Here is a 20,340-nt window from a genome sequence, read left to right as displayed (position 1 = left end):
TCACTGACTCCTGGAAAACAAACAAGCAGCCGATTGCCTGTGCCACCCCATGGCTCTGTGGGCCACCGGGGTCTTGAGAGGTGGGCACCAGGAGAGGATCCTGAGCCCCAGATTACGTCCGGCCACCAGCGGCCAGTAGTTGTTGGAAAAACCGCGCACCAGAAACTCAATATTGTTGATGGTCTGGCGTCTGTCCTGCTCACGGGCGGCATGATAGGCATGCAGCACCTGGGCTGCGCCTGGGTCGCCACCTGCGGCCAATACCGGCTCCAGCGTTTCCAGTACAGTGACCAGATCCCTGAGTCCCAGATTGAACCCCTGCCCGGCTATCGGGTGCAGAGTCTGGGCGGCATTGCCCAAATAAAGCGTGCGGTGATAGATGGGTCTTGGCATGTAAGAGAGGCTCAGTGGGTAGCGGTTGCGCTCACCCACAGCCACAAAACGCCCGGCTCGATAGCCGAAGGCCTGCTGCAGCTGCTGCAAAAACTCAGCCTGCGGCAGAGCCTGCATCCGCTTGGCCTCTTCATGGGGCAAGGCCCACACCAGAGAGAGCCGGGCCTGGCCGTCGCTGTCACCCATAGGCAGCAGTGCCAGGGGGCCGTGCTCGGTGAAGCGCTCCCAGGCCATGCCATTATGAGGCTTGTCGGTAGCAACATTGGCGATAACCGCGCTCTGGCCAAACTCAAACTGCTGCAACGCCTGTTGCTGCTGGGCACGCACCGAGGAGTTAACCCCATCTGCCGCCAGCAATAAACGGCAGGAAAGCCGCTGACCGTTACTGAGCATTAAACTATGGCCCGCCGCCGAAGTTTGCAGCTTCTCGAGACGCGCCGGGCAATAAAGCTGGATATCACTGTTGGTGATGGCGCCAAACAGCCGCTGGCCGACCCGCTCGAGTTCCACCACCTGGCCGAGGGAGTCCAGCACAAACTGCCCGGCGTTGAGCTCTGTCATGCCGAAATGGCCGCGATCCGAGACATGAATATCGGTTATCGCCGTGCCCAGGTCTTCAAGCAAAGGCCAGATGCCGAGGCGCTTGAGCTCAAACACTGAGCCATTGGCTATGGCGATGGAGCGGGCATCGAAACCTGGATGTTGCCTGGCGGGATCGAAGGCCTCGATAACGGCTATTTTCAGCGGACGGGAGAGTTTCCTGGCCAGGTCGGCCAGCCCCAATGCCAAGGTGGCACCGGCCATGGCGCCGCCGACAATGGCGATATCCAGCTCAGTGCATTCCTGACTCACAGCTTGGGCGTCAACTTGCGGGTTCATCTTTCCTCTACTCAGGCACGCTCAATGGGTGCCGTCACAGAAATGACAGGGCGAACGGACGCCCTGTCAATGCAGCGTATTATTGTCTTGTGTTTCGGCGTCGAGATCCGGCAACTCAGGGCCGAACTCTGAATAGCAGAGAATGGCGGCCATGCGAACAAACTCCAGCAGCTCGAGATATGCACTTTCGGATTCATCATCGTCGGCAACATCGAACTCTACCTGGGCGATTTCCGCCAGATCTTTGATCACTTCACGAACATCTTCCGATGCCTGATTCAAACCCGGTTGAATGATGGCGATGCCGGTGAGGAAGCTCTGGGTCCAGAGCGAGAGCGCCTCGACCCGCACTGTCAGAGGTTCTTCCTCTTCCGGCAGCAGCAGGGTGAAGCCAAAGTCAGGATCCTGCAGTCGATTGACTGTGTCACCAAAAAGTTCGGTTATCAGTTGTGTCAGTTCGTCGGGCAGGCGCTGGCCGTCGTTCATCAGCTCGAGCAGTGGCTGATACCAGGCCTGCTCCTGCTGTGGCACGCCGCCACAAATCAGGCCCACCAAGGCGCCATGCACTTCAACCGGATGCTGACCTATGTCGGCGTTGTCGAGCGCACTGCGCAGGCTTTCGATACGTAATGAGGGTGGGGTTGCCATAAAGCTGTCCAAGTATTGAATTTACCCCCGTCATGCTAGCAGAGTTAGGGAAGGCGACCAAGACTGGAATCTTACCCAAGCTGCGAGCCAGGTCGTGCATTTGGCAATGCATCCAGGCTTCGCCGTTTATCTACTGCCGGGATTTGTACCAAGCTGGTCAGGGAAACAGCAGCCAACGCAACAAAGCGGCGCTTGTCTTGCACTTTAACGCTGAGCTAGATATATTCCGCCACAGAGCCAAAGAAAAGGATCCCGTGCGGAAGATGAGTAACAGTGCCATAGATATCACCCTGTTGGGGCGCACCTACTCCATCGCCTGTCCCCCGGGTCAGGAACAGGCTCTGCAAGCGGTGGCGCAGAAATTGGAGCTGCAACTGGGCAAGATAAAGTCCCGCACCAACGCCATCAGCCGCGAGGAAATGGCTTTGATGGCCGCACTCAACATAGGCTACGAGCTCTATGAAGAGCAGCGGAAGAATCAAGATTATATGAGCCAAATGGATGACAGAATTCGTTTGCTGCAATCCACTCTTGAGCACGCATTGGTTGAGCGAAGCGCAAGAGAGGATTAAACTGAAATAGCACGAACCCTCACAGGTTCGACCCAGAATTTGCTCCCTGGGGTGTGCGACAGCTGGTAATGTCCCTGTGCCGATATTTTTAATCTCAGGGTGAATGTTTTACTGACATTGTGCATGCTCGGCGCGAACCGAGAAGCCTTAGGATGTAATCATTTACCCGCCTTGAACCTACGGTTCAAGGGCTACACCGGCATCGACATTCTGGGGAGCATCCTCATTTATGACTCACACAGACTCAAGCAGCCAAACCCGTGATGCGCGTTGCAAGACGATCAGGCAAGCCATTCGCCATGCCCGCAGGGCCATTCCCGAAGCCGAGCAGCATGTTGCCGCCCTCAAGGGTTGTGAGCAGTTTCTGACGCTGCTCGATGAACTGAGCGCCCAAGGCAGAGAAATCAAGACAGTCGCCCTCTACTTTAGCTGTGACGGCGAGCTGGACACGGCTCCCCTTATCGAAGCGCTATGGCAACGGGGAGTAACCACCTGTCTGCCGATCATTCATCCCTTTGCCCCGGGGCGTTTACTGTTTCTGCGCTATCAACTCTCCAGTCAACTGCACGCCAACCGCTTTGGTATCCCCGAGCCCAGGCTGGATATTCGCACTCTGGTGCCTTTGGCTGAACTGGATCTCATCCTCACGCCATTGGTGGCTTTCGACGCCCAGGGCAACCGCATGGGCATGGGCGGCGGCTTCTACGACAGAACACTGGCCGCGGCGCAGCAAAGCGCCCGAACTGTGCCATTACTGGCAGTCGGCTTTGCCCATACCCTGCAGTTGGTGGACTCCCTGCCCCTCGCCCCCTGGGATATCCCGCTGCCCTTTATCGTTACTCCGGACAAGCTGCATAGCTTCAACACTCTGACGGCTGAATCTTGCCCCGAAAAAGTGGTATAACGTCAGCCAGAGAAGTCGCGGAGTAAGCAAGTATGGCACGCCAGTATCGCAGCCTTGATAGACCAGACAGCGCCCAGCGGGCCAAGGTTAAGCAGCAGATGCAGCGGGAAACCTATCAAAATATGCGCCGACAACAGTCACAGCCCAAGGCGCTGCTCGGCGCCTTGCTGGGCGCCATTCTTGCTATGTGGCTGTTTCTATTTATGGCCAGCAGCAACAGCACTCTGGTTTGGCTGTATATGCTGCCGGCGGTGGCTGTGGGCCTGGGTGCCAGATGGCTGGGGAAGTGTTTCGAGTGGCAGCTTTTGCTGCCGGTTCCGCTGATTACACTACTGCTTTATAGCCTGGCACTCTGGTTGTTGCTGCGCTTTCATGCCTCGGATCTCCTGATAGTGCCGCTTTGCTGCGGTATCAGTCTTTACTGCGCCCGCCGTTCACTGAGCCCCATGGAGCAAAGCGCCCTGTGGCAGGCGAAGCTGGATCAACACTGAGACCTGGCTCCAGGCTTTTTATTGCTATTGCTGAAATATCTTGGTGAATTGGCGAATCCTCTTATGGCGTAGGCTTGAATCTCAGGGCAGGTTAGCACCAGACATTAGGCCGGCTGGCACTCTGCCCTGGCGGCTTCTATGCTGAAAGCCATATAGGCAGCTCATTATCATGCCGCCGAGTCGGCCTTGTCGTTTTTGGAATTCCACTCAAAGGAGAGAACAAGCGATGAAAAAGTCCATCCTGATCCCAGGTTGTTTGTCACTGGTGTTTGCCGCATCACAACTGGCCGCCGAAGAAGTCAGTATCTCATTACTGTCGGCCGATGGCCCAAGCCCCATAGGCAGCATCAGTCTCAGTGATTCCGCCTACGGCCTAGTGTTAACCCCCAACCTCAAGCAACTCACGCCCGGCGTTCACGGCTTCCATGTGCATCAAAATGGCAGTTGTGACACCAGCAGCAAAGACGGTAAGACAGTAGTGGGCGGCGCGGCCGGAGGTCACTTCGACCCTGATGGCAGCGGCAAGCACGGTTACCCCTGGACAGATGACAATCACAAGGGCGATCTGCCAGCGCTCTATGTCGATGCTGATGGCATGGCTTCCACACCTGTGCTGGCACCAAGGTTGAAACTGGCCGACGTCAAAGGTAAGGCACTGATGATCCACATGGGAGGCGATAACCATTCAGATCACCCGGCGCCACTGGGTGGCGGTGGCTCCCGTATGGCCTGTGGTGTGATTAACTGAGCCACACCAAACACAAAAAACGCGGCTCTTAAGCCGCGTTTTTTAATTCAATTCAAGCCAATGTCTTTTTAGCTTTGATCTTTTGTTGGCTTGGCACGTTTAGTGGCTTTCACTCTTGCCTCTCAAACGCTCCACCATACTCATCAAGGCCACCGCGATGGCACCGGCCACAATGCCAAACAGGGCGTTGAGCAAGGTAGGTGTCAGCGCTGCCAACACAGGGCCGGCCACAGCCAAAGAGCCTACCCAGTTGGCGGCATGGGTTATTTGCTCACTAACCCAATGCAGGCCATGGGTGAGAATGCCGCCACCTACCATAAACATGGCGGCGGTGCCCACTATGGTAAGCAGCTTCATCAGTTTGGGGGCAGCACTGACCAGCATAAGCCCAATACGCCTGAGGTTGTGGGCCCAAAAACCCTCGCCTCTGCGTCTTGAGAGATACAGCCCGGCGTCATCCAGCTTAACGATACCGGCCACCAAGCCGTAGACCCCGATAGTCATTACCACTGCAATGATAGACAGAGTGGCCAACTGGGTCATAAAGGCTTTTTCCGCCACAATACCCAAGGTGATGGCGATGATCTCTGCCGACAACACAAAGTCGGTACGTATCGCGCCTTTGACTTTCTGCGCTTCCCAGGCGCGAATATCCTCGACCTCTTTCATGGCGGCCTCGGCGGCGGCTTCATCGTCTGTTTCGGCAGAAGCCTTGCTGTGACTGGCCTTGTGCCAGAGTTTTTCAAAGCCTTCAAAGCAGAGAAACAAGCCACCGAACATCAACAGAGGTGTAACTGCCCAGGGAATAAAGGCGCTGATCAGCAAGGCTGCCGGCACCAAAATAAGTTTGTTGCGAAAAGAGCCCTTGGCAACGGCCCATACCACGGGCAGCTCCCGCTCGGCGCTGATCCCTGTTACCTGCTGCGCATTCAGCGCCAGATCGTCCCCCAATACCCCGGCGGTTTTCTTGGCGGCAACCTTACTCATTACCGCCACATCATCCAGGATGGTGGCAATATCATCCAATAGAGTCAGTAGACTCGCTCCAGCCATTTAAATCTCCTTAAACCAGGTCAATTTTGCGCTCTAAATAGGTTCGGTATGCGACATATTCAAGCGGCACCTGTGCACTTTTTCAGCGCAGTACTGCCACATCAGCCTGGCCGTATAGTAGCGCAGGGGCGCAGGCGGGCGCAGTAAAAAGTTCTTAACTTATGTTGCACTTCAAGAACTATTCTTCCGGACAAGATTGAGCGGCACTTTTCACAACAACTCGGAGTATACTAGGGCAAGTTCAAGTAAATTTGTCAGAATCAACAGGATGGCATTATGACCCAAGATGAAATGAAGAAAGCGGCCGGTTGGGCAGCGCTGGAATATGTCGAGAAAGACAGCATAGTTGGCGTGGGCACCGGCTCTACCGTCAATCACTTTATCGATGCTCTGGCTACGATAAAGGCCGATATTGAAGGCGCGGTTTCCAGCTCTGAAGCCTCCACCGCCAAGCTCAAACAGTTGGGGATCCCTGTGTTTGATCTCAATTCGGTAGACAAGTTGTCTGTGTATGTCGATGGCGCCGATGAGATCAACGGCCACATGGACATGATCAAGGGTGGCGGCGCCGCACTGACCCGGGAAAAGATAGTTGCGGCCGTGGCCGACAAGTTTATCTGTATCGTCGATAACACCAAGCAGGTCGATGTGCTGGGCAACTTCCCGCTACCGGTGGAAGTGATCCCTATGGCCCGCTCCTACGTGGCCCGTGAGCTGGTGAAGCTGGGTGGCGATCCTGTCTATCGTGAAGGTGTGGTAACAGATAACGGCAACGTCATTCTGGATGTCTACAACCTGAAGATACTGAACCCCAAAGAGCTGGAAGTGCAGATTAATGCCATAGTGGGCGTAGTGACCAATGGTCTGTTCGCCAACCGTGGCGCCGATGTGCTTCTGGTGGGCACCCCAGAAGGGGTTAAAACCATCAAGTAGGCCTTAAATCTTAAATGCCAAAAGCCGCCAGCAGGCGGCTTTTTTGTGGGAAATTGAGCGGATTGCAGAGCAAGAACCGTCGGCTCAAGAGTAAAAAATGGCCAACCAGACGCTAGTTTGATCCTCGGCGGTCCAACTGACTCTGTGGCGTACATGAGCGGGGATATTGAGCCAGTCCCCCGGGTTCAGGCTCACTTCTGAATCATCTTCATATTGCAGCCGGGCAGCGCCCTGCAGCAGCAATACCCATTCATGCTGCGCTTGATCGTACCATTGCCCTTCGGGTGTCACCTGACCGTGGGACAGAATGCGCTCAATTTTAAGATCCGGCGTGGCCAAAAGCGCGTCAAACTGCTCGGCATCAAGCTGCTTGGGTAAGTTGGCAAACAGATTGTTCATCTTGCTCTCCTGCGACATATGACCCGTTACTCAGCCTATCCCTATCTTAAATAGACTCCCGGCTTGCACTTGGTTTTACTGCCAGTTTTACTGCTTGCTTCACAGGGGCTCCAGCTGCTCGACCAGCAACTGCAGGTTACTGTTGCCGCGAAACTCGTTCACATCCAGCTTATACAGCAGATGCACATGATTGATGCTGGCATCAGGCCAGGTCTTGAGATCCACATTGAAGGCGATGGCATCGGCCATGATCCGGCCGCATTCGGTCTCCAGCACCAGTTTAAGGTGTTTCTCTGCCACCAGTCTCTGCTGCAAAATTCTGAAATGGCCGTCAAATAGCGGCTCGGGGAAGGCCTGGCCCCAGGGACCGGCATCTCTAAGCAGCTGCGCCGTATCCAGGGTAAAACACTCAAGCGGCAATTCACCGTCGGAGAACAGCTCGCCATTGAGATCTTCCAAGGTCAGCAGCTCACGGACACAGGTGTCAAAGGCCTCGGCAAACTGCTCGAAGGCATCCTTACGCAAAGAGAGCCCGGCGGCCATGGCATGACCACCGAACTTGAGGATCATCCCGGGATGGCGGGCATTGATAAGCTCCAGCAGATCGCGCATATGCAGCCCCTTGATAGAGCGGGCCGAGCCCTTGATTTCAGTGTCGCTGGCTTCGGCAAAGGCGATTACCGGGCGGTGGAACCTGTCTTTAATCCGGGAAGCCAGAATACCTATCACCCCCTGATGCCAGTCCGGCTGATACAGGGCAATACCCCAGGGCTGTTCACTCTCTTTGAGCTGCAGTGCCTCCAGGCTCTTCATCGCTTCTTGCTGCATGCCGGTTTCCAGCTCGCGGCGCTCGGCGTTGAGGCCATCGAGCTCGGCCGCCATCCTTCTTGCCTTGAGCATGTCATCACACAAGAGGGTTTCGACCCCGAGTGCCATCTCATCCAGCCTTCCGGCGGCGTTGAGTCTGGGACCAACCGCAAAGCCGAAATCGGCGGCCACCAAACGCGCCGGATTGCGGCGAGCCACCTCCAGCAAGGCGGTGATCCCCGGGCGACAGGCGCCGTTTCGCACCCGCTTGATACCGGCATCCACCAAAATACGGTTGTTGGCATCGAGCGACACCACATCGGCCACTGTGCCCAGGGCCACCAAGTCCAGTAATACCCCCAGATTGGGCTCGGCCAGCGAGTGTTTGGCGAACCAGTGACGTTTTCTCAGCTCAGCCCGCAGCGCCAACATCAGATAGAAAGCCACCCCGACCCCGGCAATCGACTTGGAAGCAAAGCTGCAACCGGGTTGATTGGGGTTAATGATGGCATCTGCCTCGGGTAATTCATTGCCCGGCAAATGGTGATCTGTAATAACAACCGTCATCCCCAGCGCCTTGGCGGCCCTGACGCCTTCGATGGATGAGATACCGTTATCGACAGTGATCAGTAGCTCGGCGCCCTTGCTGTGCGCCACCGCCACTATTTCAGGGCTGAGGCCATAGCCATAATCGAAGCGATTGGGGATCAGATAATCACAGTTTTCCATTCCCATCATTCTGAGCGCCAACAGACACACACTGGTAGAGGTGGCACCATCGGCATCGAAATCACCCATGATCAGAATGCGGCGATTGGCGGCGATGGCATCGGCCACCAACTCGGCACCTTGCTGCAAGCCCAACATGGTATCCGGCCTGAGCAGACGCTTGAGCACCAGTTCGCACTCGGGAGCCTGAACGCCGCGACTGGCGTAAATCTGTTTTAACAGCGGATGCAGATTAGCGGGTAAATGGCTGTCGTCCACCCTGGGACGACGGACGATTTTGTGGATCACTATGGGCTATTCTTGAAAATGGCTTTGCCGGGCAAGATAACAAAAAGGCGAGTGGGTTGCTCGCCTTTTTGAGTGAGATTTTTCGATTGAGCGCTACCGCTATTGAGATTAAAGGCTACGACTCTCAAGGTTGTTCAACAGATCTTTCGGTGGCTGATAACCCGGGATCAGGCTGCCATCTTCGAGGATCAACGCAGGAGTACCATTGATACCAAAACTCATCCCCAGTTGATACTGCCCCGGGATATTGGCATCACACTTGGCCATCTTGATACTCTTGCCGGCCTTGGCGTCATCCATGGCCTTGTGAGGGTCTTTGGCACACCAAACCGCTTCCATCTCTTCAGCGTTGGGTGAAGGCACGCCCTGACGGGGATAGGCCAGATAGCGCACTGTTATCCCAAGGTCGTTGTATTCCTGCATTTGGTTATGTAGCTTACGGCAATAACCACAGGTGATATCGGTAAAGACAGTCACCACATGCTTTTCGTTCTTGGCCTTGTAGACCAGCATCTTGTCTTCGAAGGACTTGAGCATCTCGAGTCTTGGGCCTGCAAGCGCCGCCTCGGTGAGGTTTTTCATCCCTTGATTCAGATCATAGAGGTTGCCATGCAGCAGCTTGGAACCATCTTTACTGACATAGAGCACGCCGCGATTGGTGATTGCCTGATACAGGCCTGGGATAGGTGAATCTGCCATAGAGATCACTTCAATACCCAAGGTGTCACTGAGCTTTTGCTTCAGCTGATCACCCGGTTCGGAAGCCGCAGAGGCAACACCGACAAAGGGTGTAACCGCCAGCGCCAGACACAGAGAGAATGCACGGGTTAACTTCATTGGAAATCCTATCTTATTTGGGCCTGATTGGTTTTTTATCGTCTCTCATCAGACCGGGCCAGAGGCTGAAAAGTTACAGGCTGTTGTCAGTGAAAGCAACTAATTGCGTGCCAGATCACCGAATTCAGCCTCTTGGATGATGCTGCTGATGCAGCGATTGCAACCTGGCATTGGCCACATGGGTATAAATTTGGGTGGTGGACAGCGAGCTGTGACCCAACAGTAACTGCACTACCCGCAAGTCAGCGCCATGGTTGAGCAAATGAGTGGCAAAGGCGTGTCTCAAAGTATGGGGCGACAGCTCGGTGCTGATACCGGCCCGCAACGCATAAAGCTTGATCCTGTGCCAGAAGGTTTGCCGGGTCATCATCTGGGCCCGCTTGGAAGGAAACACCACATCACTCTGTTTACCGCCGAGCAGCTCGGCGCGCGCCAGCTTGAGGAAAGACTCGATTTCGCTGACGGCCACCTCGCCCATGGGCACCAAGCGCTCCTTGCCGCCTTTACCCGTGATCCGTACCAGGCCCTGACGCAGACTCATCTGCTCCAGCGTCAATCCTACCAGTTCACTGACCCTGAGTCCGGTAGCGTATAACAGCTCAAGCATCGCCTTGTCTCTGGCTTCGACCGGGTCTTCCCGTATGGGCTCAGCCAGCAAGGCATCCACCTCGGCCTCGCTGAGACTACCGGGCAATTTGCGCTTGAGCTTGGTGGACGCGATACGCGCCATGGGATCTTCCGCTATCAGTTGCCGACGCAGCAAAAAACCATAAAAGCGCCGCAAGCTGCTCTTCAACCTGGCACTGCTGCTCTGGGCAACCCCTTTGTCGACACGAAAACCGAGGTAATCCTGCACCGCTTCGCGCCCGGCAGAGTTGAGCGTCAGCCCTCTTCCCTGCAGATACTGATCAAAATGGCGCAGATCATTGCGATAAGCCGCCAATGTGTTGTCGCTCAGGCCCTTACTGGACCAAAGGTCATCGAGAAAACCTTCAATCAAGGGGTCCTGAACATAAGCGGATGAAGAAGTCGCGGCCACAAACAATACTCCAATAAAAAACGGCGTCATCAAGGATAACGCCGTCTCGAAATGGACTCCAGTTACTCAGACAGCCTGTGCCGCCTTGGGGCTGACAAACAAACAGATAATCATCACTGTCAGGGTGGGTGGCAGCCAGGCCATACCCTCTTCGTAGAGAGGCAACGCCGACATCACAGGGGCCAGGCTTTCAACCCCGGAAACAAATGCCAGCAGCAAACTGTTGGGCTCGGCCACTTGGGTCAGCGGCTTGAGTGAAGCCACTGTCACCTTAAGGGCATCAAAAATCCCGAAGAACAAGGCCACCGACAGCGCCAATCTATGGGCAAATTTCGGATTGCGGAAATAAGGCGTCAGGAAGGTCACCAACACCAAAGCGATAGCCACAGGGTAGATGGTCATCAGCACAGGAATACTGATAGCCAGCAGTTGGGTCAGGCCTACGTTGGCCACCACGGCACAGATCACGCTGAACAGCACCACCAGGAAGCGATAAGTGGCGCCCGGGATCAACTCCTGGAAGAAGTCAGAGCAGGCACTCACCAGCCCCACAGCCGTGGTCAAACAGGCCAGAGTCACCACAGTGGACAGCAGGATAATGCCCATATCACCGAATTCGTGAGTCACATAGTTGGTGAGGATTTGACCACCGCTCTCGGCGCCCTTGGCCATATCACCTGCGGTTGCACCGAGGAAGAACAGCGACACATACACAAATGCCAGACCGGCGGCGGCTACCAGCGCAGCGCGCACCAGATAGCGGGTCTGCAAGCCAGGCTCAGACACGCCCTTGTTGCGCAAAATATCGATAATCAGCATACCGAACATCAAGGATGCCAGGGTATCCATGGTGTTGTAGCCTTCGATAATGCCTTTGGTCAGTGGGTGCTTGATATAGTCACCACTGGCTGCCGGTACTTCGCTGCCGGGCAGCAAGATAACGGACACTGCCAGCCCCATCAGCAGCAGAATCAGCACTGGGGTCAATACCTTGCCTATGCTATCCATCAGTTTGCCGGGAAACAGTGCCAGCAGCATGGTCACCAAAAAGAATCCCAGAGTGTAGAGCAACTGAGGCTTGTTCAGCTCAAGCCCGAGAATATTCACTACCGATGCAGGGTCTTGAATAAAAGGCAGCGCGCCGATCTCATAGGCTACCAGACCGGTACGAGGCGCCGCGAAGGCTGGGCCAATAATGATATAGATAGCGACTGCCAGAGCGGTCGCGGCAAAGGCCGGCAAGAGCTTCATCACCTTGCCCTGCGCCTTGGCCACAGCTATCAAACCGGCCAGCGGCAAACCCACGGCGGTAATCAAAAAGCCAATCATGGCCATTGGCATGTTTTCGCCGGCCAACTGCCCGGCAAAAGGAGGAAAAATCAGGTTGCCCGCCCCCAGGAAAAACGCAAAGGTCATGAATCCCAGGCCCAGGGTGTCACCAAGTGTCAATTGAGTCTTGTGCACTGTATGCCCCATCTTGTTATGTTTTTCTAATAAACTTAAGTGATTGCAACATTTTTAGCTATAGCTGAAATAATAGCCGTCGCGCTCGCCCTACTCGAGTGTAAAGCCTTTATTACAGATATCCGTGGTAAATTTGGCCTATTCTTGGCGAGTTTATGAACAAATGGCAGGGGGTTTTCGCTGCTTTGCTTATCCTAAAACTGTTTTACCTTGATCTAATTCGCAGAATGCCGCGAATTAAGGGGGAACACTAGTACCAGACCCTCTTAAAGTGCGCAATAAGCCAACCAAACAGCAGCCTAAAAACACAACAGATGCAAAACTCAGGATGAGAAAAAGTTGTTCAAGGTCACACCCAGCCCCAATTGAGGCAACAGGCGTAGCATTTTGCAAACATTTGTCGACTCCCCAACGCCCTTGCTGGTACGACCTTTAACACTTGTCCTGCATCACCAGCCTAAAGTTAGCAGCATCCCCTGCCAAAGTATGAACCAGACCGAAACAAAACGGCGCCAAAGCCTTGGCGAATGATGACTCTTTCGGGATAAAATCCCCGCCAAGCATTCTGCTTGGGAGGTTGAGCACTCAATGGCATTCAGTTTCAAGGCATTTCATATCGAAGATTACGGTTGCGGTATGCCGGTCAGTACAGATGGGGTGCTCTTGGGCGCTTGGGCGCCATTGACCGGGGCCAAGCGGGTGCTGGACATAGGGGCCGGCAGCGGCTTACTGAGTCTGATGGCGGCGCAGCGCAGTGAGGCAGAGATACTGGCGGTTGAGCTCGACAGCAGCGCAGCCCATGCAAGCCGTGCCAACTTCAAGGCTTCGCCCTGGGCGAGCCGACTCGCTTTGTATCAAGGCTCAATTCAGGCCTATTGCGATGAGCATGCCTTGGCAGACTCAGCGCTGTTCGAGCATATACTTTGCAACCCGCCCTATTTCGAAACCGGCCCACGCTCGGATGACCCCAAACGAGCCACAGCGAGACACACAGAGCATCTGAGCTTTGACGAGCTGTGTCTGGCGATAAAGCAATTACTCAAGCCACAGGGGCAGGCGAGCCTTATTCTGCCGGTTCAGAGCCTGGACAGATTTGCGTGCGCCGCAATAAAGGCAGGCTTGCGACTGGCCGCGCTGGTCAGTGTCAGCAGCACGCCTCAAAAGCCCAGTAACCGAGAGTTACTGCTGCTTGAACATGCCAAGGAAGGCGAAGCGGTTGCCGCGCCAAAAGCTCATTCCTCCCTCTATATAAGAGAAGCAGACGGCCGCTATTCGGAGGCCATGGCGCAACTGACCCGGGATTTTTACCTGAAACTCTAAGTCGTTGCCTGTTGCAAGGGACTTATTCTCAGCTTCCCAAGCGACAAGCTGTGCACGGCACCCCAGACAAGGTATACTCCCGCGCATTATTGTTTGAGATGCTCCCCATGCTATTTGAAGATTTCGATCTGGACCACAGGCTTTTGGATTCACTGAAAGCCATGGGCCACAAGACCCCGACCAGTATTCAGCAATTGGCTCTGCCTTTGGCGCTGGAGCAGCGGGATATTCTTGCCCATGCCCCAACCGGCACAGGTAAGACCGCCAGTTTCCTGCTGCCGGCACTGCAACATCTGATTGACTTCCCCCGCCGTCGTCCCGGCCAGGCCAGAGTACTGGTGTTGACCCCGACCCGCGAGCTGGCCAGTCAGGTTCACAGATATGCCTGCCATCTGGCGACCGGTCTTGGGCTGGAGATTGGCATAATCACAGGCGGTGTCCCTTACGCCCCACAGGAAGAAACCCTGGCCGGTAACCTGGATATTCTGGTGGCGACCCCAGGCCGCCTGCTCGAATATCTTGAGAAGCGCAAGTTTGAAGCCACCGAAGTGGAACTGCTTATCATAGATGAAGCCGACCGCATGCTGGATATGGGCTTCTCCCAGGTAGTGCAGACCATAGCCATAGAAGCGCAGGGACGTAAGCAGAACATGCTGTTCTCCGCCACGCTGGAAGGTGGCGGCGTGCGCCGTTTTGCCACTGAGTTGCTCAACGATCCTGTGTTGGTGGAGGCCGAACCGCCACGCAGCGAAAAAGCCAAGATCCATCAATGGATCCACCTGGCCGACAACAAGGAGCACAAGTTCGCTCTCTTGTGTCACCTGCTCAATCAGGAAGAAACCAAGCGCGCCATCGTCTTTTGCAAGACCCGCGAAGTGGTCAGCAGCCTCGAGGGTTTGTTGCTGCAGGCCGGGATCCCGGCCGCCTTTATGCGCGGCGATATGGAGCAGAAGAAGCGTTTCCAGGCTCTGGGTCGTTTCACCAAGGGTGAAGTCAAAGTGCTGTTGGCTACCGATGTCGCCGCTCGCGGCATAGATATCGAAGGCATCACCCATGTGATCAACTATGATATGCCCCGCTCTGCCGATGCCTATGTGCACAGAATAGGCCGCACCGGCCGCGCCGGCGCCAAGGGCACAGCCATCTCTCTGGTGGAAGCCCATGATATGCGGATCCTCAGCAAGGTTGAGCGCTATATCGAGCAGAAGCTGAAACGGCGTGTCATCGAAGAGTTGCGCCCCAAGCACAAAGAAGCCAAGGTGCCGACCAAGAAAAAGGTCAAAGCCAAGGATGCCAGCGCCAAAAACAGCAAGAAAAAGAAGAAGAAAAAATAAGCTTCGACTTAATTTCTCGTTTAAAAAGGACCTTTGGGTCCTTTTTTTTGTTACCTGCCTCACAGCCCTCCCGCCGCCGACAGCTTTTGACACATTTTATTTACAAAAACACATTTATTGGCCGCAGCTTGTCTGGTAATTTAAGCTCAGATTAAGCCTCCAGCATGGATATGCAGAAGAATATGAAGACATTTTTCCGAAGAATAGCGCCGCTGCTCATCATAGTGGTCGCCGTACTCGGCGCCGAACTCCTGATGATGACCAAGCAGGAGCCGGAGCAAAAAGCGGAAGAGATCCCGCTGCCTGTGGTCGACGTGACTCAGGTCGAACAACAGACAATGTCACTCAACCTGCCCTCTTACGGCACTGTGACTCCCAAGTACAAGACTCAGCTGGTCAGTGAAGTTCAGGGCCGTATCCTCAGCATAGCCCCGGCCTTTGTGGCCGGTGGCGTGGTGCATCAAGGCGATGAACTGGCGGTGATAGAACCTTCTGATTATGAGGCCGACCTGATGCAGGCTCAGGCCACTCTGGCCCAGGCCAAGGCAGCATTGGATGAAGAAATCGCTCGCGGCGAAGTCGCCAAGATAGAATTCAGCGGTTATGACAACGGTATGCCACCCGAGCTTGGCTTGCGGGTTCCTCAGTTGAAGAAAGAGCAAGCCAACGTCAAGTATGCCGAAGCGGCACTCGCCAGAGCCAAGCGCAACCTGGAACGCACCGTTATCCGGGCACCTTTCGATGCCATAGTGCGCGCCCGCAGTGTCGATTTGGGGCAATACGTTTCCATAGGCACCAATCTGGGTGAGCTGTACGACACGGCTGTAGCCGAAGTGCGCCTGCCGCTGGCCAACAAAGACCTGGCCTATCTGGAGTCGGTGGACAACCCTGAGACTCAGGTAACCCTGAGCGCCGCCCTGGCGGGTAAAACCGTGACCTGGACCGGCAAGGTAGTGCGCAGTGAGGGGGTGATAGATCCGGATAACCGCATGGTCTATCTGGTGGCCGAAGTGCAGGATCCTTATCTGCGAAAGCAGAAACAGACCGGCCAACTGCCGCTGAAATACGGCAGCTTTGTCAACGCCGTGATCAAGGGCCGCACCGTCGATGGCCTGGTGAAACTGCCAAGGTATATGGTGCGTAATCAGCATGTGGCCGTGGTAGACAAGGACAACAAGATAGAGATGCGTCACGTCAACGTGGTACGCACAGATCTTGAGTATGTCTACATCAAAGACAGCCTCAAGGATGGCGAGCGAATCTCCAAGACCAATCTCAACAATATGACCAATGGTCAGTTGGTGCGGGTTGCCAACAGCAAAGATAAAGACGCTTCTCACAGCGAAGAGGATGAAACTCAGGAACAGCGTCTGGCTGCGGCGGGTGAACTCTGATGGAGCAGGAAAAAGGAATCATTGCCTGGTTCGCTCGCAACAATGTTGCCGCCAACCTCTTGATGTGGATCCTGCTTATCGGCGGGATCTTCAGCGCCTTTCTGATCAATAAAGAGGTCTTTCCCAGCTTCGAACTCAACTATTTGCGGATCTCAGTCGCCTACCCAGGCGCGGCGCCGCAGGAGATTGAAGAAGGGATCACCATCAAGATTGAAGAGGCGATTCAGGACATCAGCGGCATCAAGAAGGTTACCTCGGTTGCCAGCGAAGGAGTGGGCTCTGTCACCATAGAGGTGGAAGACGGCTATGATGCCAAAGAGGTGCTGGATGAGGCCAAACTCAGGGTCGATGCCATTGCCACCTTCCCGGCCAATATCGAAAAGCCGGATATCTACCGGATCAAGCCGGAAAACAACGTTATTTGGGTGTCTGTCTATGGCGACATGACACTGCACGACATGAAAGAGCTGGCCAAGGAGATCCGTGATGAGATCACCAACCTGCCGGCGGTGACCCGTGCCGAAGTGACCGGGGTGCGCGACTATGAAATCGGTATCGAAGTCTCGGAAGATAAGCTCAGAGAGTACGGCCTCACCTTCACTCAGGTGGCGCAGGCAGTACAAAACACTTCGATAGATCTACCCGGTGGCTCAATTCGGGCTCAGGACGGTGACATACTGCTGCGTACCAAGGGCCAGGCCTACACGGGAGATGACTTTGCCAACATAGTGGTCAGCACTCGCGCCGATGGCAGCCGGGTGATGCTGCCCATGGTGGCCGAGATCAAGGATGACTTTGAGGAGCGGCTCGAGTACACCCGCTTCGACGGCATGCCGGCGGCCATCATAGAGATCACCAGCATAGACGATCAAAACGCCCTGGCGATTGCCGATCAGGTCAAAGGTTTTATTGCCGAGCGTCAAGCCACTCTGCCCAGCGGCGCCAAGCTGGACTACTGGGGCGACCTGACCCACTATCTCAAGGGCCGCCTCAACATGATGCTGTCCAACATGTTTATGGGTGCCTTGCTGGTGTTCATTATCCTGGCGCTGTTCCTGGATCTGAAACTGGCCTTCTGGGTCATGCTGGGGCTGCCTGTGTGCTTCCTCGGTGCCATGGCACTGATGCCGATGGAACCTTTTGGCCTGTCTATCAACATGTTGACTCTGTTCGCCTTTATTTTGGTGCTGGGGATAGTGGTGGATGATGCCATAGTCATAGGCGAGAGTGCCCATACCGAGGTTGAGCGTCACGGCCACTCGATCACCAATGTGATCCGCGGTGCCAAGAAGGTCGCCATGCCCGCTACTTTCGGGGTGTTGACCACAATTGCCGCCTTTATCCCCATGTTGATGGTGCCAGGTCCCATGGGGATCATCTGGAAATCCATCGGCATGATAGTGATCCTCTGCCTGGCCTTCTCGCTGGTGGAGTCCAAGTTCATTCTGCCGGCGCACCTGGCGCACATGAAGCCCAGCAAACCCAATCCCAACCCAGGGCCATTTGGCCGCTTCAAGCGCGCCTTCAACGAAAAAGTGCAACATTTTATCCACCACAGTTACCGCAACTTTATGGAGCGGATGATCCCCCACAGATATACCCTGGTGGCGGGCTTTATCGGCGTGCTTATTCTGTCGGTCGCCATGGTCACCAGTGGCAAGGTGCGCTGGGTGTTCTTCCCGGATATTCCGTCCGACTTTATCCAGGTCAATCTGGAAATGGATGAAGGCAGCTCAGAGCTCAACACCCTGGATGTGGTGCAAAAAATTGAAAATGCCCTCTATACCATGAACCAGCAGATGGAGTCCGAAATCGGCTACCCTGTGGTGAAGCACAGCTTTATCAATATGAGCAGCCGCACCTCGGCATTTATCTTTGCCGAGCTGACCAAGGGTGAAGACAGGGACGTGGACGGCGTGACCATAGCCGAGGCCTGGCGCAAGCAGTTGCCGGACTTGGTGGCGGTGAAGAAACTCAATATCAATGCCAGCACCAATGATGCCGGCGGCGATATCTCTTTCCGCTTTACCTCCACCGATCTGGAACAATTGTCTGCAGCCGCCAAAGAACTGAAACAGAAGCTTGCCAGCTATGAAGGCGTTTATGATATTGCCGATAACTTCTCCTCCGGCAGCCATGAAATTCGCCTCAAGATTCGTCCCGAGGCCGAGGCGCTGGGGCTGACATTATCGGATCTGGCGCGCCAGGTGCGTTATGGCTTCTATGGCTATGAGGCGCAACGAATTTTGCGCAACAAAGAAGAGGTCAAGGTAATGGTGCGTTATCCGCTGGAGCAGCGCCGCACCATAGGCCACCTGGAGAACATGATGATCCGCACGCCAAACGGCATGGCGGTGCCCTTCTCTACCGTGGCCGAACTGGAGCTGGGGGAATCTTACTCTTCCATTACCCGGGTGGATGGTCGCAGGGCGATTACAGTGACCGCCAACGCCAACAAGGATAAAGTGGAGCCCTCCAAGGTGGTGCAGGAGATCCAGGAGAAGTTTATGCCCGAACTCGAGCGTAAATATCCTCATATTTCCGCCAGTCTCGATGGTGCCAGCCAGGATGAACAGGCCGCCATGGTCGGCTTGTTACAAGGCTTCTTCTTCGCGATATTTACTATCTATGCCTTGATGGCCATTCCGCTCAAGTCCTACAGCCAGCCGCTGATCATCATGTCGGTGATCCCCTTCGGTATGATAGGTGCGCTGTTCGGTCACTTTATTCTGGGGCTGTCCATGAGCATTCTCAGTCTCTGCGGCATAGTTGCTCTGGCCGGGGTAGTGGTGAATGATTCATTGATTTTGGTGGACTTCGTCAACCGCGCCCGTGAGCAGGGTCAGTCAGTGGTCAAGGCGGCCATAGATTCGGGGTGTTATCGTTTCCGGGCGATTATCCTCACCTCGCTGACCACTTTTGTCGGCCTGGTGCCCATCATAATGGAGCGCAGCCTGCAGGCACAGATAGTGATCCCCATGGCCACCTCTCTGGCATTCGGTATTTTGTTCTCCACCCTGGTGACCCTGATCCTGGTGCCCATGCTCTATATCATTCTCGATGATCTGAGCCACAAGAGCCGAGCGTTTTATCACTGGTGGTGGCGGCCGAAAGAGGCAGAGGCCCAGTTAAACGAGTCGCAACACTGAGTAAGTGATTGAAGGGAGCCCAAAGGCTCCCTTCCCTTATCAGGCAACAAATTCAACTCTACCGCATCTCGTGTGGCTCCTAAGTGGGTGTTTTCTGATCCTGCTAGCATTTTTCACTGCGGCTCTTGGTTAGACTCCAAGTTATCTCCTGCATGCCTTATTGAGTCGTTATGAGCAGCACAGCCCAAAGCCAACCCACACTCGTCTATGACATACGCAACAGCCGCTATCTGAATATCACCGGCCGCTGCACCCTGAGATGCCGCTTCTGTCCCAAGCATAACGGCAGCAAGAGCATTCATGAGTATCAGCTGGATCTCAAGGTTCGCCCCCGCGGCAGCGATATCATTCCGCTGCTCGGCGAGGTAACCCGTTTCGATGAATACGTGTTCTGCGGCTATGGTGAACCGACGCTCAATCTCGAAACCTTGCTGGAAGTGGCCCGCGAAATAAAACGCCGCGGTGGTAAGGTCAGGGTCAATACCGATGGCTTGGGTAACCTGTTTCACAGGCGCAACATATTGCCTGAGCTGGCCGAGTGCGTCGATGCCCTGTCGGTCTCACTCAATGCCGACACTGAATCAGGCTACATTAAACACTGTCGCCCACGTCTGGCAGGTTCCTGGGATGCGGTCAACGCCTTTATTCGCGAAGCTCCCCGTTACATCAAGCAGGTGCAGGTATCGGCACTCGATGGCCTGGAAGGGGTGGATATCGACGCCTGTCGCAAAATAGTGGAAGACGCCGGCTGTCAATTCAAGCACAGGATCCTGGGACAGCTGGGTTAGCAAAGAGGCGGCACCAAGCAGATGGACCTGTAAACCCGCGCAGGCCCCATAGGGATGTGTTCGCGCCTTCAGGGGCCACAGTGTTAACTGCCCGGTGAGCGGTCGGTAGCTGCCGATGCCCACTGGGTTATTTCGTGTTAACATGAGCGCAATTTTCACTCTGGAGCCAGC

The 20,340-nt window shown here is 55.0% G+C and carries 18 protein-coding genes and 1 other RNA gene; 11 read left to right on the top strand and 8 right to left on the bottom strand.

Annotated elements, in window-relative coordinates; genetic code table 11:
- On the bottom strand, positions 1 to 1,272 hold the full coding sequence (ubiH, locus tag ACF8D4_RS04780) for a 2-octaprenyl-6-methoxyphenyl hydroxylase (RefSeq protein WP_208172647.1): 1,272 nt from the start codon (positions 1,270 to 1,272) through the stop codon (positions 1 to 3).
- A 66-nt stretch (positions 1,273 to 1,338) separates the two neighbouring features.
- Positions 1,339 to 1,920, bottom strand: a complete 582-nt coding sequence (locus tag ACF8D4_RS04775; protein WP_028779383.1) for a UPF0149 family protein — start codon at positions 1,918 to 1,920, stop codon at positions 1,339 to 1,341.
- 263 nt (positions 1,921 to 2,183) lie between these two features.
- Between ACF8D4_RS04775 and zapA the strand changes: the two genes are divergently transcribed.
- The 5 genes from zapA (at position 2,184) to sodC (ending at position 4,635) form a co-directional block, all read left to right on the top strand.
- Entirely contained in the window at positions 2,184 to 2,492 is a 309-nt protein-coding gene (zapA, locus tag ACF8D4_RS04770; protein ID WP_025009004.1) for a cell division protein ZapA, read from the top strand.
- 40 nt (positions 2,493 to 2,532) lie between these two features.
- Positions 2,533 to 2,713: non-coding RNA, 6S RNA (gene ssrS / locus ACF8D4_RS04765), on the top strand.
- A gap of 8 nt (positions 2,714 to 2,721) precedes the next feature.
- The gene (locus ACF8D4_RS04760) at positions 2,722 to 3,396 is read left to right on the top strand and encodes a 5-formyltetrahydrofolate cyclo-ligase (protein WP_144161579.1); all 675 of its coding nucleotides are present in this window, start codon (positions 2,722 to 2,724) and stop codon (positions 3,394 to 3,396) included.
- Between the two features lie 32 nt (positions 3,397 to 3,428).
- Complete coding sequence (locus ACF8D4_RS04755) at positions 3,429 to 3,887, top strand: hypothetical protein (protein ID WP_144161576.1); 459 nt, start codon at positions 3,429 to 3,431, stop codon at positions 3,885 to 3,887.
- 226 nt (positions 3,888 to 4,113) lie between these two features.
- A complete protein-coding gene (gene sodC / locus ACF8D4_RS04750) occupies positions 4,114 to 4,635 on the top strand; it encodes a superoxide dismutase family protein (RefSeq protein ID WP_208222432.1) in 522 nt (173 codons plus the stop codon).
- A 99-nt stretch (positions 4,636 to 4,734) separates the two neighbouring features.
- On the opposite strand, the gene ACF8D4_RS04745 is transcribed toward sodC, so the two are convergent.
- Positions 4,735 to 5,688 (bottom strand): DUF808 domain-containing protein, encoded by a 954-nt coding sequence (locus tag ACF8D4_RS04745; RefSeq protein ID WP_025009000.1) that lies wholly within the window; start codon positions 5,686 to 5,688, stop codon positions 4,735 to 4,737.
- A 276-nt stretch (positions 5,689 to 5,964) separates the two neighbouring features.
- Between ACF8D4_RS04745 and rpiA the strand changes: the two genes are divergently transcribed.
- Complete coding sequence (rpiA, locus tag ACF8D4_RS04740) at positions 5,965 to 6,621, top strand: ribose-5-phosphate isomerase RpiA (protein WP_025008999.1); 657 nt, start codon at positions 5,965 to 5,967, stop codon at positions 6,619 to 6,621.
- 84 nt (positions 6,622 to 6,705) lie between these two features.
- Here rpiA and ACF8D4_RS04735 read toward each other — a convergent pair whose 3' ends face one another.
- From ACF8D4_RS04735 to brnQ, 5 genes are all read right to left on the bottom strand, one after another.
- Positions 6,706 to 7,020: a cupin domain-containing protein gene (locus tag ACF8D4_RS04735; RefSeq protein WP_167717115.1), complete on the bottom strand. Its 315-nt coding sequence runs from the start codon at positions 7,018 to 7,020 to the stop codon at positions 6,706 to 6,708.
- 99 nt (positions 7,021 to 7,119) lie between these two features.
- Positions 7,120 to 8,844, bottom strand: a complete 1,725-nt coding sequence (recJ, locus tag ACF8D4_RS04730) for a single-stranded-DNA-specific exonuclease RecJ (protein WP_219017842.1) — start codon at positions 8,842 to 8,844, stop codon at positions 7,120 to 7,122.
- A 108-nt stretch (positions 8,845 to 8,952) separates the two neighbouring features.
- Positions 8,953 to 9,681 (bottom strand): bifunctional protein-disulfide isomerase/oxidoreductase DsbC, encoded by a 729-nt coding sequence (dsbC, locus tag ACF8D4_RS04725; protein ID WP_028779388.1) that lies wholly within the window; start codon positions 9,679 to 9,681, stop codon positions 8,953 to 8,955.
- A gap of 124 nt (positions 9,682 to 9,805) precedes the next feature.
- Positions 9,806 to 10,750 (bottom strand): site-specific tyrosine recombinase XerD, encoded by a 945-nt coding sequence (gene xerD, locus ACF8D4_RS04720; protein ID WP_082052670.1) that lies wholly within the window; start codon positions 10,748 to 10,750, stop codon positions 9,806 to 9,808.
- A gap of 36 nt (positions 10,751 to 10,786) precedes the next feature.
- Complete coding sequence (brnQ, locus tag ACF8D4_RS04715; protein WP_044735101.1) at positions 10,787 to 12,196, bottom strand: branched-chain amino acid transport system II carrier protein; 1,410 nt, start codon at positions 12,194 to 12,196, stop codon at positions 10,787 to 10,789.
- A gap of 576 nt (positions 12,197 to 12,772) precedes the next feature.
- Between brnQ and ACF8D4_RS04710 the strand changes: the two genes are divergently transcribed.
- The 5 genes from ACF8D4_RS04710 to ACF8D4_RS04690 all read left to right on the top strand — a co-directional run bounded on the left by ACF8D4_RS04710 (position 12,773) and on the right by ACF8D4_RS04690 (position 20,169).
- Positions 12,773 to 13,504 (top strand): tRNA1(Val) (adenine(37)-N6)-methyltransferase, encoded by a 732-nt coding sequence (locus ACF8D4_RS04710; RefSeq protein WP_392468486.1) that lies wholly within the window; start codon positions 12,773 to 12,775, stop codon positions 13,502 to 13,504.
- A gap of 107 nt (positions 13,505 to 13,611) precedes the next feature.
- Positions 13,612 to 14,838, top strand: coding sequence for an ATP-dependent RNA helicase SrmB (gene srmB, locus ACF8D4_RS04705; protein WP_025008996.1), 1,227 nt, complete (start codon positions 13,612 to 13,614; stop codon positions 14,836 to 14,838).
- A 182-nt stretch (positions 14,839 to 15,020) separates the two neighbouring features.
- The gene (locus ACF8D4_RS04700; protein WP_037474157.1) at positions 15,021 to 16,232 is read left to right on the top strand and encodes an efflux RND transporter periplasmic adaptor subunit; all 1,212 of its coding nucleotides are present in this window, start codon (positions 15,021 to 15,023) and stop codon (positions 16,230 to 16,232) included.
- A complete protein-coding gene (locus ACF8D4_RS04695) occupies positions 16,232 to 19,381 on the top strand; it encodes an efflux RND transporter permease subunit (RefSeq protein WP_037474087.1) in 3,150 nt (1,049 codons plus the stop codon). The genes ACF8D4_RS04700 and ACF8D4_RS04695 overlap by 1 nt, the downstream gene beginning before the upstream one ends.
- Before the next feature lie 170 nt (positions 19,382 to 19,551).
- The gene (locus ACF8D4_RS04690) at positions 19,552 to 20,169 is read left to right on the top strand and encodes a TatD family nuclease-associated radical SAM protein (RefSeq protein ID WP_028779394.1); all 618 of its coding nucleotides are present in this window, start codon (positions 19,552 to 19,554) and stop codon (positions 20,167 to 20,169) included.
- Positions 20,170 to 20,340: the final 171 nt, after the last annotated feature.

The organism is Shewanella sp. YQ_9 (genome assembly GCF_043103185.1).
Lineage (GTDB): Bacteria > Pseudomonadota > Gammaproteobacteria > Enterobacterales > Shewanellaceae > Shewanella > Shewanella algae.
Note: the sequence above shows the minus strand (reverse complement) of the source record. Positions and strands in the feature narration are given on the sequence as shown.